The sequence below is a fragment of the Xylophilus sp. ASV27 genome (genome assembly GCF_016428875.1).
Taxonomy (GTDB): Bacteria; Pseudomonadota; Gammaproteobacteria; order Burkholderiales; family Burkholderiaceae_C; genus Xylophilus.
In genome coordinates this window covers 1-12,224 of the sequence record NZ_JAELTO010000121.1, presented here as the reverse complement: position 1 = coordinate 12,224, position 12,224 = coordinate 1, and the positions used below count along the sequence as shown (strand labels likewise).

At 70.3% G+C, this 12,224-nt stretch carries 16 protein-coding genes and 1 pseudogene; 5 read left to right on the top strand and 12 right to left on the bottom strand.

Annotation, left to right across the window (positions count from 1 at the left end; all coding sequences use genetic code 11):
- Positions 1-138 precede the first annotated feature (138 nt).
- Entirely contained in the window at positions 139-903 is a 765-nt protein-coding gene (locus tag JHD63_RS19360) for an IclR family transcriptional regulator (RefSeq protein WP_198972442.1), read from the top strand.
- 218 nt (positions 904-1,121) lie between these two features.
- On the opposite strand, the gene JHD63_RS19355 is transcribed toward JHD63_RS19360, so the two are convergent.
- From JHD63_RS19355 to JHD63_RS19335, 6 genes are all read right to left on the bottom strand, one after another.
- Positions 1,122-1,358 (bottom strand): hypothetical protein, encoded by a 237-nt coding sequence (locus JHD63_RS19355; protein ID WP_198972441.1) that lies wholly within the window; start codon positions 1,356-1,358, stop codon positions 1,122-1,124.
- A gap of 55 nt (positions 1,359-1,413) precedes the next feature.
- Positions 1,414-1,599 (bottom strand): hypothetical protein, encoded by a 186-nt coding sequence (locus tag JHD63_RS19350; RefSeq protein WP_198972440.1) that lies wholly within the window; start codon positions 1,597-1,599, stop codon positions 1,414-1,416.
- A gap of 97 nt (positions 1,600-1,696) precedes the next feature.
- Complete coding sequence (locus JHD63_RS19345; protein WP_198972439.1) at positions 1,697-1,891, bottom strand: hypothetical protein; 195 nt, start codon at positions 1,889-1,891, stop codon at positions 1,697-1,699.
- 25 nt (positions 1,892-1,916) lie between these two features.
- On the bottom strand, positions 1,917-2,270 hold the full coding sequence (locus JHD63_RS19340) for an SPFH domain-containing protein (protein WP_233168455.1): 354 nt from the start codon (positions 2,268-2,270) through the stop codon (positions 1,917-1,919).
- Positions 2,234-2,392: a hypothetical protein gene (locus JHD63_RS24190; protein ID WP_233168454.1), complete on the bottom strand. Its 159-nt coding sequence runs from the start codon at positions 2,390-2,392 to the stop codon at positions 2,234-2,236. The genes JHD63_RS19340 and JHD63_RS24190 overlap by 37 nt, the downstream gene beginning before the upstream one ends.
- A 175-nt stretch (positions 2,393-2,567) precedes the next feature.
- A complete protein-coding gene (locus tag JHD63_RS19335; protein WP_198972443.1) occupies positions 2,568-3,761 on the bottom strand; it encodes a phosphoglycerate kinase in 1,194 nt (397 codons plus the stop codon).
- A 234-nt stretch (positions 3,762-3,995) separates the two neighbouring features.
- Between JHD63_RS19335 and JHD63_RS19330 the strand changes: the two genes are divergently transcribed.
- Positions 3,996-4,388 (top strand): response regulator, encoded by a 393-nt coding sequence (locus tag JHD63_RS19330; protein WP_233168453.1) that lies wholly within the window; start codon positions 3,996-3,998, stop codon positions 4,386-4,388.
- Position 4,389: 1 nt separating this feature from the next.
- On the opposite strand, the gene JHD63_RS19325 is transcribed toward JHD63_RS19330, so the two are convergent.
- From JHD63_RS19325 to def, 5 genes are read right to left on the bottom strand one after another with little or no spacing between them, the layout of a single operon-like run.
- Positions 4,390-4,719 carry an AzlD domain-containing protein gene (locus tag JHD63_RS19325; protein ID WP_198972437.1) on the bottom strand — a complete coding sequence of 110 codons (330 nt, stop codon included), beginning with the start codon at positions 4,717-4,719 and terminating at the stop codon, positions 4,390-4,392.
- 4 nt (positions 4,720-4,723) lie between these two features.
- Positions 4,724-5,464 (bottom strand): AzlC family ABC transporter permease, encoded by a 741-nt coding sequence (locus tag JHD63_RS19320; protein ID WP_198972436.1) that lies wholly within the window; start codon positions 5,462-5,464, stop codon positions 4,724-4,726.
- Complete coding sequence (fmt, locus tag JHD63_RS19315) at positions 5,461-6,426, bottom strand: methionyl-tRNA formyltransferase (protein ID WP_198972435.1); 966 nt, start codon at positions 6,424-6,426, stop codon at positions 5,461-5,463. The genes JHD63_RS19320 and fmt overlap by 4 nt, the downstream gene beginning before the upstream one ends.
- A 2-nt stretch (positions 6,427-6,428) precedes the next feature.
- Positions 6,429-6,926: a hypothetical protein gene (locus JHD63_RS19310; RefSeq protein WP_198972434.1), complete on the bottom strand. Its 498-nt coding sequence runs from the start codon at positions 6,924-6,926 to the stop codon at positions 6,429-6,431.
- On the bottom strand, positions 6,923-7,432 hold the full coding sequence (gene def / locus JHD63_RS19305) for a peptide deformylase (protein WP_198972433.1): 510 nt from the start codon (positions 7,430-7,432) through the stop codon (positions 6,923-6,925). The genes JHD63_RS19310 and def overlap by 4 nt, the downstream gene beginning before the upstream one ends.
- A gap of 152 nt (positions 7,433-7,584) precedes the next feature.
- On the opposite strand from def, the gene JHD63_RS19300 reads away from it, so the two are divergent.
- The 3 genes from JHD63_RS19300 (at position 7,585) to JHD63_RS19290 (ending at position 11,792) form a co-directional block, all read left to right on the top strand.
- Positions 7,585-8,778, top strand: coding sequence for a LysM peptidoglycan-binding domain-containing protein (locus tag JHD63_RS19300; protein ID WP_198972432.1), 1,194 nt, complete (start codon positions 7,585-7,587; stop codon positions 8,776-8,778).
- Between the two features lie 17 nt (positions 8,779-8,795).
- Positions 8,796-9,992 carry a DNA-processing protein DprA gene (dprA, locus tag JHD63_RS19295; RefSeq protein WP_198972431.1) on the top strand — a complete coding sequence of 399 codons (1,197 nt, stop codon included), beginning with the start codon at positions 8,796-8,798 and terminating at the stop codon, positions 9,990-9,992.
- Between the two features lie 153 nt (positions 9,993-10,145).
- A complete protein-coding gene (locus JHD63_RS19290; RefSeq protein WP_198972430.1) occupies positions 10,146-11,792 on the top strand; it encodes an ATP-binding cassette domain-containing protein in 1,647 nt (548 codons plus the stop codon).
- Between the two features lie 68 nt (positions 11,793-11,860).
- Here the strand turns inward: JHD63_RS19290 and JHD63_RS19285 are convergent.
- Positions 11,861-12,224: pseudogene (locus JHD63_RS19285) on the bottom strand (protein translocase subunit SecF); the annotation flags it as partial.

Sequence of the window (12,224 nt, the reverse complement as noted above, 5' to 3'; positions counted from 1 at the left end):
GGTCCAGCCCAGGCTGGTGATGATGGGTCGCATGGAGTCTCCTTTGTTGCCAGTAGCCGAGTGGTGGCACTGTAGAGAGCCTCGCGCAGTGAGAAAATGGGGGTCCGCCAGACGGACCCTCCCCCTGGGAAAGTACGAATGCCAGAGATCAGAGACAAGGTCACCGCAGTGCAGCGAGCGCTGGAACTGCTGGACTCCTTCAGCATCGACAAACCTCATCTCAGCATGGCCGAACTCGCGCGCCAGACTTCGTTGTCCAAGACGACCGCGCTCCGCATTGCCCGCACGTTGCAGGCAAGCGGCTATCTGGTGCAAGGCGAGGGCACTGGTTGGCGGCTAGGGCCAGCCGCCGCATGGCTGGGCGCCCGCTACCAAGTCAGCCAGCATCTGCGCGATATGGTCTATCCGGTACTGCGCGAACTGGCAGCCGCTACCCGCCACAACACCAGTTTCTTCGCGCGTGAACGCGACGCCCGCGTTCGGCTGATGAGTGTCGAGGGAGACCCGGGAAAGAAACTTTCTTGCCAGGGCGAGCCGCTGCCGCTGGACCGGGGTTCTCCAGGGAAGGTCATCCTCGCCTTCATCGGCGAGCCGGGAAGCCTCTACGACCGGATTCGCGACCGGGGCTACCACATCACCATCGGGGAAACCTATGGCACTGCGGCAAGCCTGTCCGCGCCGGTCTTCGGCCCCGGCTGGTCGGTGGTGGGCGCGCTGACCCTGTCGAGCCACAGCGCCGGGATCGCGGAGCATGACCTCGCGGTGTTCGCAGCCCAGGTCATGCGCGCCGCGCGGGAATTGTCGTCGGCCATCATGCGCAGCGCGCATCGGGAAGCCGCGCCCGGGCTCACCGGAAAGTGGTTTCCAAGTGCCCGCGAGTCTTCACCTCACACGGACGAATGATGCGACCGGAGTCGCGGGGCTGAATTTGCAGTGCTCGACGAACGAGTTTCAGCGGATGCCGGACCTCATGTGTGCCTGATTAGGTTTTCGGCTGGATGGGGAACACCCCCTATCGAACCCGCGCGAATCCAGGCGCGGCTCTCTGGCCGGTGCGCCACGGCATTTGGCTGGCAAAGCCTTCATGGTGAAGGAGCACCACGTGGCGTGAAGGAGAGCCCTCACCGCCCAGCGCCCGCAGCCCGCCTCTGCGCCGCCGCAAACAAGCGCCCGCGGATCAGCTCCAGGGCCTGCGCCTGGCGCTGCGCGTTGGTGGACACGGTGGAGGTGGTGGCGATCTCCAGGTCCAGCGGCAGATGGACCCAGATGAGCTGGCCGCCGAAGCCGCCGGCCATGAAGGCCGCGCCAGTAGCCGGGTTCCTGCAAGCCCGGCGGCAGTACGAGTTGCTGGCGGGCATAGTCGGCCAGGGGCATGCCGGTGGCCTTCTCCAGCACGGGACGCCAGCAGGGGGATCAGGGCGTTGTCATAGGCAAAGTCTTGGAGACCGAATGCACATCGCGCAGCGCGTCGGGTGCACCATCGCGGTAGTAGCGGTAGACCACCCGGCCCTTGAGCGCAACGACTACGCGTTGCACCGCCAGGAAGCGTTCGGTGATCACCTGGTCCGCGCCTGTTCCGCCGGCGACGAGGCAAGCCATTGGGCGCAGGCCCAGGTGGGCGCGAGGCAGAGCAGAAGCGGGAGGGACCAGCGGCGCCGCGCCCTCGCGGCCAGGCCCGTGGCGATGGGGGCGGGTTTCATGGCTTCTCCTCGGTGTGGTCGGTTTCGCCGTCGGGGGCGGGCAGGCGCCCTCTTCTCTCCAGGCCCTCGCGCAGCAGGTACTCGACCTGCGCATTGGCGCTGCGCAGCTCCTGCGCGGCCAGGCGCTCGATCTCGGCCCACAGCACCGGGTCGATGCGCAGGGGGAATGATTTCTTGCCAGGGCTCGCCATTGCACCTACCGCGCCGGCTCGCCCATCAGGTGTAGAGGGTGCCGGTGTTGATGACGGGTTGGGCGTCGTTGTCCGAGCACAGCACCACCAGCAGGTTGGAGACCATCGCGGCCTTGCGCTCGTCGTCCAGCACCACCAGGTTGCGGTCCGACAGGCCCTTGAGCGCGGCCTCGACCATGCCCACGGCGCCGGCGACGATCTGGTGGCGGGCGCTGACGATGGCGGTGGCCTGCTGGCGCCGCAGCATCACCTGGGCGATCTCCGGCGCGTAGGCCAGGTGGGTGAGCTTGGCGTCCAGCACCTCGACGCCGGCACTGGCAAAGCGCTGGTTGAGTTCGGCCTTCAGCGCATCGGCCACCACGTCCAGCCCAGCGCGCAAGGTGGTCTCGTCGCCATCGAGGTCATCGCCGCTGTCGTAGGCGTACAGCGTCGCATGTAGAAGCCGGGCGCCAGCGCGGCGCCGACCAGCACGACCGTCAGGCCGACAGCAGCGGGCGCCATGTGGCGCAGCAGAACGAATATGCCCAGGTCTCCTGAAAGTGATATCACATTAATATCGCGCCATCAGGAAGTCAATGCACGCCCCACTCAGGCAAAATAGGCCTGTAGCCCAGGTAAAACCTGGGCTTCCAGCTATTAAAAACGTAGCGAATGCGCGCGGCGCGCGCGGGACGCATCAACCCGCCGCGCGCTTCTGCAGGATCTCGAAGGCCGGCAGCGTCTTGCCTTCCAGCACCTCCAGGAAGGCGCCGCCGCCGGTGGAGATGTAGCCCACGTCCCGCTCGATGCCGTACTTGGCGATGGCCGCCAGCGTGTCGCCGCCGCCGGCGATGCTGAAGGCGTCCGAGGCGGCGATGGCGCGCGCGATGGTTTCGGTGCCGTGGGAGAAGGCCTCGAACTCGAACACGCCGACCGGGCCGTTCCAGACGATGGTGCCGGCCGCCTTCAACTGCGCGGCCAGCAGGGCGGCGGTCTCGGGGCCGATGTCCAGGATCAGGTCGTCCGCGGCCACGTCGGCGGCGCGCTTGACGGTGGCCGGCGCGTCGGCGGCGAAGGTCTTGGCCACCACCACGTCGGTGGGGATCGGCACGGCCGCGCCGCGCGCGCGCATGGCCTCGATCACGGCGCGCGCCTGGTCCAGCAGGTCGGGCTCGGCCAGCGACTTGCCGATCGGCAGGCCGGCGGCGAGCATGAAGGTGTTGGCGATGCCGCCGCCGACGATCAACTGGTCGACCTTGTCGGCCAGGGCCTTGAGGATGGTGAGCTTGGTCGACACCTTGGAGCCGGCCACGATGGCCGCCAGCGGGCGCCTGGGGTTGGCCAGCGCCTTGCCGATGGCGTCGATCTCGGCCGCCAGCAGCGGGCCGGCGCAGGCCAGCTTGGCGTACTGCGCGATGCCGTAGGTCGAGGCCTCGGCCCGGTGCGCGGTGCCGAAGGCGTCGTGCACGAAGATGTCGCACAGCGCGGCGAGCTTCTGCGCCAGCACCGGGTCGTTCTTCTTCTCGCCCTTGTTCAGGCGGCAGTTCTCCAGCAGCACCACGCCGCCCGGGGCCACCTGCACCCCATCGACCCAGTTCTGCAGCAGCGGCACCGGGCGGCCCAGCAGTTCGGACAGGCGCGCGGCCACCGGCGCCAGCGAGTCGGCGGGCTGGTATTGGCCCTCGGTCGGGCGGCCCAGGTGCGAGGTCACCATGACGGCGGCGCCGGCCTTCAGCGCCATCTCGATGCAGGGCAACGAGGCGCGGATGCGCGTGTCTTCGGTGATGCGGCCGGCGTCGTCCTGCGGCACGTTGAGGTCGGCACGGATGAAGACCCGTTGGCCGGCGGCCTTGCCTTGGGCGCAGAGATCGGAGAAGCGCAGGACGTTCATGGACATGCCAGATCAAGAAGTTGAAAAAGGTGGCAATTGTAGAAATAGCGTCACGGGCGGTTCGTGTTGATGCCGCAGGAGGCCGCAACCCGCATGCGCTGCGCGCACCGTCCTACAGCATCGCCTGAATGAAAAAAGTCCACTAGGGAAGGCCGGCCGCAGAATGGGCTCGCGCGGCCGCGACGCCGTCGGCCCTAATGCCCCATGCATTCCTCCACACTTTTCGACCCGCGCATGGCAACGGTCCACGCATTTCTCGTAGAAGACAACCCGCTGATCCGGGCCAACGTGTGCGCCACCCTGGCCGAGCTGGTCGGGGTGGAGACGCTCGGCTGGGCCGCCGACGAGCCCACGGCGCGCGCCTGGCTGGCGGCGCACACCGACTGGGACCTGGCCATCATCGACATGTTCCTGGAGAAGGGCAACGGCCTGGGCGTGCTCGAAGCCCTGAGCCAGCGCGGCGAGCACCAGTACGCCGTGGTGCTGACCAACTACGCCACCGCCGACATCCGCGCCCGCTGCGAGCGCCTGGGGGCCGACGCGGTGTTCGACAAGTCGCACGAGATCGACCAGTTGCTCAGCTTCTGCGAACAGCTGGCCACCGGCAGCCCGCCGCGGCACGACTGATCTACCAGCCCAGCCCCACGTGCAGCGGCAGGTAGACCGCCATGCCCGCCACGAGCGTGCCCAGGATGCTGCGGCGCCAGAAGTAGAAGGCGCCGGCCGCCAGCAGCGCGGGCAGGCGGGCATCGGCCAGGGTGCTGATCAGCGCGCCGTCCTTCATCACCAGCTCGGGCACCAGCACGGTCGCCAGCGCCGCCAGCGGCGCATAGCGCAGCCCGCGCTTGAGCCAGTCGGGCATCGGCAGTTCGCGCTCGGGCAGCATGAAGAAGCTGCGCGTGACCACCGTGATCACGGCCAGCCCGAGAATGGCGACGATGCTTTCCCAGAATCCCATCGCGCTATCCCCGGATCCGCGAGTGCCGGGGGAAAGCCGCCTCCAGCACCAATCCCACGGCGACCGCCGCGGCGATGCCGACCAGGATGTTGAGCCTGAGCGGCAGCGCAAAGGCCGCCACGGCCGCCGCCCCGGCCACGCCGGCGGCCAGCCAGGCGATGCGGTCCGACAGCATGGACAGCAGCACGCCCAGCAGCGCCAGCACGCCGGCAAAGCCCAGGCCCCAGTGCACCGGCACGACGTTGGCCAGCACGATGCCGAGGATGGACATCAGCTGCCACGAGCACCAGTTGATCGCCGTCGCGCCGATGAAGTAGGGCAGTTGCTCGGGCCTGGGGCGCAGCTCGGGGAAGCGCTGCTGGAACAGCACGAACACCACGTCGCCGCTGAAATAGCCGATCAGGCAGCGCCGCAGCCGGTTGAACCCGCCGAAGTAGCCGCGCCACATGGTGCTGAAGATGACGAAGCGCAGGTTCACGCAGCAGGCCGTGAGCCACACCACCCACAGCGGCGAGCCCGCGGCCATGAGCGGCACCACCACCAGTTGCGCGCTGCCGGCGTAGACCAGCAGCGACATCAGCACCGCCACGCCCGGCGGCATGCCGCTCTTGACCATGGCCACGCCGGTGACCAGGCCCCAGGCGCCCACGCCCACGCTCATGCCGGCCATGTCGGCGATGCCGCGCCGGAACTCCGGCTCGCGCGTGAGCGCCGCGACACGGCGCAAGCCGCCGTCCAGCGTCATGCCGCGCCCAGCACCGTCCCGGCGGCCAGCGGGAAGCCGCGCAGGAACTGCGCCGCCGGCAGGCGCTTGCCGCCGGCGCGCTGCAGCACGGTGGCGCGCAGCACCCCGCGGCCGCACTGGATCGCGATGCCCTCGTCGTTTGCAGACAAAATCCGGCCGAAACCCAGGTCCCGTGCTGGCTCCATGCTCTCTATTTCATAGTCCCAGAGCTTCACCACCTCGCCCGCGGCGCTGGTGCTGGCCCCGGGAAAGGGGTCGAAGGCGCGGATGCGGCGGCCGATGGCGGCGGCGTCCTGCGACCAGTCGATGGCCGCCTCGGCCTTCTCGATCTTGTGGGCGTAGCTCACGCCCTCGGCCGGCTGCGGCGTGGGCTGCAGGCCCCCGCTGGCGGCCAGCCCGAGCGCCTCCACGATCATGCGCCCGCCCAGCGCGGCCAGCCGGTCGTGCAGCAGGGCGGTGGTGTCGCGCGGGCCGATCGGCAGGCGCTCTGCCAGCAGCATGTCGCCGGTGTCCAGGCCGGCATCCATCTGCATGATGGTGACGCCGGTCTCGGCGTCGCCGGCCTCGATGGCGCGGTGGATCGGCGCGGCGCCGCGCCAGCGCGGCAGCAGGCTGGCATGGATGTTGAGGCAGCCCCGCGGCGGCAGGTCGAGCACCCACTGCGGCAGGATCAGGCCATAGGCGGCCACCACCATCACGTCGGCCTGCGCGGCCAGCAGCGCCTGGCGCGCGGCGGCGGCGTCGTCGGGGTATCTGCCGTCCAGGCGCAGGCTGCGCGGCTGCGCCACGGCCATGCCGTGCTCCAGCGCGAACTGCTTGACCGGCGAGGCCTGCAGCTTCATGCCGCGGCCGGCGGGGCGGTCCGGCTGGGTCAGCACCAACGGCACGGCGATGCCGGCGGCATGCAGCCGCTCCAGCGCCACGCGCGCGAATTCCGGGGTGCCGGCAAAGACGGCGCGCATGCTCACCGCGCCAGCCGGTCGCGCGCCGTCAGCTCATCGGTGTACTGAATCTTGCGCACCACGCCGCCCGGGTCCAGGTGGACGTGGATCAGGCGCAGGTTGTTCATGTCGTTGAAGCGGTAGGACCAGACCGGGCCGTCGAAGCTGGCGACGCGCTCGATCTTGGTCGGCTCGCCCATCAGGCGCCGCACGTCGGCCGCGGTCCACTGGCCGATCACGATGCGGTCGAAGTCGGCGTAGCGCAGCGACTGGTCGGTGCTGCGCAGGCGGCCGGCGGCGTCGAAGTCGAGGTTCCACACCGCCGAGCCGGCCGGCAGCTCGGAGTACTGCAGCCGCTCGCCGCCCTCGGGCAGCGGGTAGCGGCCGGTGGGGGCGCCGAGCTTGGCCAGCACCGCGCTCATCGGCGTGCCGGGCGCTTCGAACGCCGGGCTGGCGCAGCCGGCCAGCAGCGCCAGCGCGGCGGCGGCCAGCACGGCGCGCGCGGGGGACGCGAGGCTCACGCCCGCTCCTCGCGCTGCTGCTTGACCAGCTTGGTGCGGATGCGCTTGCGCTTGAGCGGCGACAGGTAGTCGACGAAGACCTTGCCCATCAGGTGGTCCAGCTCGTGCTGGATGCAGACCGCCAGCAGGCCGTCGGCCTCCAGGGTGAACGGGTTGCCCTCGCGGTCGAGCGCCTGCACCCGCACCTCGGCGGCGCGCTCCACGCCGTCGTAGATGCCGGGCACGGAGAGGCAGCCCTCCTCGCCGCTCAGCTTCTCGGCGCTGGCCCAGACGATCTCGGGGTTGATCAGCACCAGCGGCGTGTCGCGGTTCTCGGAGACGTCGATCACCACCAGGCGCTCGTGCACGTCCACCTGCGTGGCGGCCAGGCCGATGCCGCTGGCCTGGTACATGGTCTCGAGCATGTCGCCGATCAGCGTCTGGATGCGCGCGTCCACCGCCTGCACGGGCTTGGCCACCTTGAACAGGCGTGGATCGGGGTAGCAGAGGATGGGGAGCAAAGCCATGGGCGTCGGATGCACGGAGATGTGGCTATTTTCCGCCAGTTTGGCGGCGGGGGCCGGTGCGCGGCCAATAAGCGTTGCCCTCTCAAGGACATGGCGCGAGAATCGGCCGCTGTTTGTAACCATAATGTGCCGGACAGGGGGAGCCTTTCCAGATGCGAACGATGACACGAGGCGCCGCCGTGGCGCTGGCTGCCGCAGCCCTGGCCAGCGGCCTGCCCGCCCAGGCCCAGAGCTTCCCCATCACGCCGGCGCAGCGCGCCACCGCGCAGCAGGTGGCCCAGGCCGGCGTGCCCGTGGCGGAGCTGGCGCCCGACGCGCCCGAGCGCTACGTCGTCCAGCGCGGCGACACGCTCTGGGCCCTCTCCGGCCTGTACCTGCGCCGGCCCTGGCGCTGGCCCGAGCTCTGGGGCCTGAACCTGGAGCAGGTCCGCAACCCGCACCTGATCTACCCCGGCCAGACGCTGTACCTGGAGCGCGTCGACGGCATGGCGCGGCTGCGCGGCACGGCGCCGGGTGCGACCGAGCCCGAGACGGTGCGCATCAGTCCGCGCACGCGCAGCGAGAGCCTGTCGAGCAGCGCCATTCCCGCGCTGCGGCCGCAGTTCATCGAGCCCTTCCTGGATGAGCCGCTGGTGGTGGAGGCGCCCACCCTGGCGTCGGCGCCGCGCCTGGTCGGCACCTTTGGCGACCACGTGATGGTCGCGCGCGGCGACCGCGCCTACGCGCTCGGCCCGGCCACGCAGCCGCTGGAACTGGGCCCGGGCCTGCCGCGCGACTTCCGCGTGTTCCGCGACGCGGTGCCGCTGAAGGACCCGGCCACCGGCGAAATCCTGGGCTACGAGGCGCAGTACGTCGGCCGCGCGCGGCTGCTCAAGGGCCAGTCGGTGCAGACCTCGCTCGAGAAAGGCCAGGAACTCAGCGAGATCGTCCCGGCCTCGCTGGACATCACTGCCTCCAAGGAGGAAATGCGCGCCGGCGACCGGCTGCTGCCCGAGCCGCCGCGCCAGTTGACGAGCTATTCGCCGCGCGCGCCGCAGGTGCCGCTGGAGAACGCCCGCGTGGTGTCGATCCACGGCAGCGCCGTGGCGCTGGCCGCGCAGAACCAGATCGTCTCCCTCAACAAGGGCGCGCGCGACGGCATCGAGGTCGGCCACGTGCTGGCCATCCTCACCGAAGGCGAGCGCGTGGTCGACGCCACCGACGGCCAGCGCACCCGCATCAAGCTGCCGGACGAGCGCAACGGCCTGCTGATGGTGTTCCGCACCTTCGACCGGGTGTCCTACGGGCTGATCCTGCAGATCCGCACCGGCGTGAAGGTGGGCGACCGGCTGGTCTCCCCGCAGTAGGCTCCCGGTCCGGGGCCATGGAACGCGCAGAACTCTCCGCCTGGCTGCGGCTGACGCTCACGCGCGGCGTCGGCACCGGGACCGCGCGCCGGCTGCTCGCCGCCTTCGGGCTGCCGCAGGCGGTCTTCGAAGCCCCCACGGCGGCCCTGCAGCAGCTCGCCACGCCCGCGCAGGTGGCGGCGCTGCGCGGCGCACCCGAGGGCCTGCCCGCGCTGCTGGAGGCCACCTGGGCCTGGCTGCACGGGCGCGACGCCACCGGCGCCGGGCGCCGCTTCGTCACCCTGGGCGACGCCGGCTACCCGCAGAGCCTGCTCGCCATCGAGGACCCGCCGCTGGCGCTGTACCTGCTGGGACGGGTCGATTTCAAGCAAGATACGACTGAAGCCCAGGCAGAGCCTGGGCTTTATGCTATCAACTTTGAAGCGGCCGCCTTGGCCCGTGCGCAGGCGCGCGGCATCGCCATCGTCGGCACGCGCAACCCCACGCCGCAGGGCGCGCAGAACGCCCGCGCCTTTGGCCGCTACTTCGCCGAAGCCGGCATGAGCGTGGTCTCGGGCCTGGCGCTGGGCATCGACGCCGCCGCGCACGAGGGCGCGCTGGATGGCGCCCGCGGCGACGGCTGCGCCACCATCGCCGTGCTCGGCACCGGGCTGGACCGGGTCTACCCGGCGCGCCACCGCGCGCTGGCGCACCGCATCGCCGAGCAGGGGCTGCTGCTGAGCGAATACCCGCTCGGCACGCCGCCGCTGGCCGCCAACTTCCCGCGCCGCAACCGGCTGATCGCCGGGCTGTCGCTGGGCACGCTGGTGGTCGAGGCGGCGCAGCCCTCGGGCTCGCTGATCACCGCGCGGCTCGCGGTGGAACAGGGCAAGGAGGTGTTCGCCATCCCCGGCTCGATCCACGCGCCGCAGTCGCGCGGCTGCCACGCGCTGATCCGCCAGGGCGCCAAGCTGGTCGAATCGGCGCAGGACGTGCTGGAGGAACTGCGCCTGCCGGTCGCCGGCGCCGCGCCCGCGCCGCCTGCCGGCGAAGCCCCGCCGCTGCATGCCGACCTGCTCGAGGCCCTGGGCTACGACCCGGTCGGCCTCGACGCGCTGGTGGCGCGCACCGGCATCGCGGCGGCCACGCTGCAGGCGCAGTTGCTGGAACTGGAACTCGAAGGCCACGTGACGCGGCTGCCGGGCGGGCTGTTCCAGCGCATGGCATTGGGCTGACGCATGGCGTGAAGAGCCGGCTTCTACAATGGCGGCCGGTTCACGCCACCAGGAGTATTCGTCCCATGCGCCATTGATGCCGCCGTCCGTCCGACGGCCAGTCTTCACCCACCCCCACCGCAGGGTGAGTTCTTGGCATCCCTGGAATACAGCATGACGAATCCCTGGCTCGCGCTCGAAAGCGTGTCGTATGTTCTGCCGGACGGCAGAACGCTTTTCTCCGATCTCAACGAAACCTTCGACCAGCGCCGCACCGCCCTGGCCGGGCGCAACGGTGCCGGCAAGTCCGTGCTGGCCCGCATGCTGGCGGGACAGGTGCCGCCCACCACGGGCCGCTGCCTGCGCTCCGGCAGCGCGCATTACCTGGCCCAGCAGGTGTCCCCACCCGCGGACGCCACGGTCGCAAGCCTGGCGGGCGTCCAGCACACGCTGGAGGCCCTGGCGCGCATCGAGGCCGGCAGCAGCGACCCGGCGGACTTCGACGCCGTGGGCGACCGCTGGAACATCCGGCAGGGGCTGCGCGGCGAACTGGAGCGCCACGGCCTGGGCCACCTCGACGCCCATGCCCCCGCCAGCACCCTCAGCGGCGGCGAGGCGGTACGCATGGCCCTGATCGGCGCCCTGCTGTCGGATGCCGACTTCCTGATCCTGGACGAGCCCAGCAACCACCTCGACCGCCGCCACCGGCTGGCGCTGATCGAACAACTGCGGCATTGGCCGCGCGGACTGCTGGTGGTCAGCCACGACCGGCAGTTGCTGGAGACCATGGAGCGCATCGTGGAACTGTCATCATGGGGCCTGCGCAGCCACGGCGGCAACTACGGCTTCTATGCCGCCGCCAACGCCCATGAGCGGCAGAACGCGCTGCACCAGCTTGAGCAGCGCAAGCGCGAACGCCAGCGCGAAGAGCAGGCCATGCGCGAGCAAAGCGAGCGCCAGGCGCGCCGGCAGGCCCGCGGCAACCGGGAAGGCAAGCAAGCCAATCAGGCCAGGATCCTGCTGGACCGCCAGAAGGAACGCAGCGAAGGCTCGGCCGGCAGGCAGCGGCAACGGCAGGCCATGGCGCAACAGGCATTGGCCCTGCGCGTACGCGAGGCGGCGCAGCGCGTGGAGCACGACGCGCCCATCAGCCTGCACGCCCTGCCCGTGGCGCCGGCCGCGCAGCGCCGGGTCTTGCAACTGGAGGCGGTGGCACTGCCCTGCGTGCCGGCCGCCACGCGGCACATCGATCTGGTGCTGAGCGGACCACAGCGCCTGGGCGTGGTCGGCCCCAACGGCCGCGGCAAGTCCACCCTGCTCAAGGTCCTGGCCGGCCTGCTCGATCCGTTGGCGGGCCTGTGCAAGACCCCGCCCGGAGCCGTCTACCTGGACCAACGGCTGGCCCAGTTGGACCCGCGGCGGACGGTCCTCGAACAGCTGCAGGCCGCCCATCGCACGGCAAGCGAGGGCGATCTGCGCATGCGGCTGGCACAACTCGACCTGGACGCGCAGAAGATCGTCATTCCCAGCGGATCACTCAGCGGCGGCGAGCGCCTGAAGGCCGCGCTGGCCTGCGTGCTCTATGCCGATCCGCCGCCGCCACTGCTGTTGCTGGACGAGCCCAGCAACCATCTGGATCTGCCCTCGGCACACGCCCTCGAAACCATGCTGCGCAGCTACCAGGGCGCGCTGGTCGTGGTGTCGCATGACGATGCGTTCCTGCACCAGCTGGCGTTGACGGACCGCCTTCTGGCAACCGGGCAAGGGTGGCGGCTGGAGCCTTGGTGGAAGACGCGAGGGGTTGCGGCCGAACGGCCGTGAAGGCAGCGGCGTGAAATGAAAAAACCGGGCGCAAGGCCCGGCTTCTTCGATGCGTCGGCAGCAGGGCGTCAGACCTGCGCGCCGGCATTCGCGTCGGTGGCGTCGTCCTTCCTGGGCAGCGGCTTGACCAGGTCCTCGCGCTTGACGCCGAGCCACATGGCGATCGAGGCGGCGACGAAGCAGGACGAATAGATGCCGAAGCAGATGCCGATGGTCAGCGCCAGCGAGAAGTAGTGCAGCGTCTGGCCGCCGAAGAAGAACATCGACAGCACCATGAGCTGGGTCGAGCCGTGGGTGATGATGGTGCGGCTGATGGTGGTCGTGATGGCGTGGTTGATCACGCGCTCGGTGTCCATCTTGCGCTGGCGGCGGAAGGTCTCGCGCACGCGGTCGAAGATGACCACCGACTCGTTCACCGAGTAGCCCAGCACC

Coding starts and splice junctions, on each gene's coding strand:
- JHD63_RS19360 (WP_198972442.1), top strand. CDS start 139: ATGCCAGAGATCAGAGACAAGGTCACCGCAGTGCAGCGAGCGCTGGAA.
- JHD63_RS19355 (WP_198972441.1), bottom strand. CDS start 1,358: ATGCCCGCCAGCAACTCGTACTGCCGCCGGGCTTGCAGGAACCCGGCT.
- JHD63_RS19350 (WP_198972440.1), bottom strand. CDS start 1,599: ATGGCTTGCCTCGTCGCCGGCGGAACAGGCGCGGACCAGGTGATCACC.
- JHD63_RS19345 (WP_198972439.1), bottom strand. CDS start 1,891: ATGGCGAGCCCTGGCAAGAAATCATTCCCCCTGCGCATCGACCCGGTG.
- JHD63_RS24190 (WP_233168454.1), bottom strand. CDS start 2,392: ATGGCGCCCGCTGCTGTCGGCCTGACGGTCGTGCTGGTCGGCGCCGCG.
- JHD63_RS19335 (WP_198972443.1), bottom strand. CDS start 3,761: ATGAACGTCCTGCGCTTCTCCGATCTCTGCGCCCAAGGCAAGGCCGCC.
- JHD63_RS19330 (WP_233168453.1), top strand. CDS start 3,996: ATGGCAACGGTCCACGCATTTCTCGTAGAAGACAACCCGCTGATCCGG.
- JHD63_RS19325 (WP_198972437.1), bottom strand. CDS start 4,719: ATGGGATTCTGGGAAAGCATCGTCGCCATTCTCGGGCTGGCCGTGATC.
- JHD63_RS19320 (WP_198972436.1), bottom strand. CDS start 5,464: ATGACGCTGGACGGCGGCTTGCGCCGTGTCGCGGCGCTCACGCGCGAG.
- fmt (WP_198972435.1), bottom strand. CDS start 6,426: ATGCGCGCCGTCTTTGCCGGCACCCCGGAATTCGCGCGCGTGGCGCTG.
- def (WP_198972433.1), bottom strand. CDS start 7,432: ATGGCTTTGCTCCCCATCCTCTGCTACCCCGATCCACGCCTGTTCAAG.
- JHD63_RS19300 (WP_198972432.1), top strand. CDS start 7,585: ATGCGAACGATGACACGAGGCGCCGCCGTGGCGCTGGCTGCCGCAGCC.
- dprA (WP_198972431.1), top strand. CDS start 8,796: ATGGAACGCGCAGAACTCTCCGCCTGGCTGCGGCTGACGCTCACGCGC.
- JHD63_RS19290 (WP_198972430.1), top strand. CDS start 10,146: ATGACGAATCCCTGGCTCGCGCTCGAAAGCGTGTCGTATGTTCTGCCG.